Genomic DNA, 234 nt, shown 5'->3' on the forward strand with positions numbered 1-234 from the left:
GGGTGGCTCCCAAGGCCTTTCCCATCGTCCTTCACCGGTGAAGAGGCACCAAAAAGGGCTTGGCCCCGTGTCTTCACCGGTGAAGACACGGGGCCAAGCCCTTCCTGTAGCAAATCCGCGTTGCACCATAGCCGCGTAGCGGCTTTAGGTTTGTAGTTACCGATTGGTAGCACACGGCGCGGGGGGGGGGAGGGGGGGGGGGGGGAGAGAGTCTGGTCACCCTCCACAGGGCCA

Source organism: Hymenobacter sp. M1-2 (assembly GCF_057808495.1).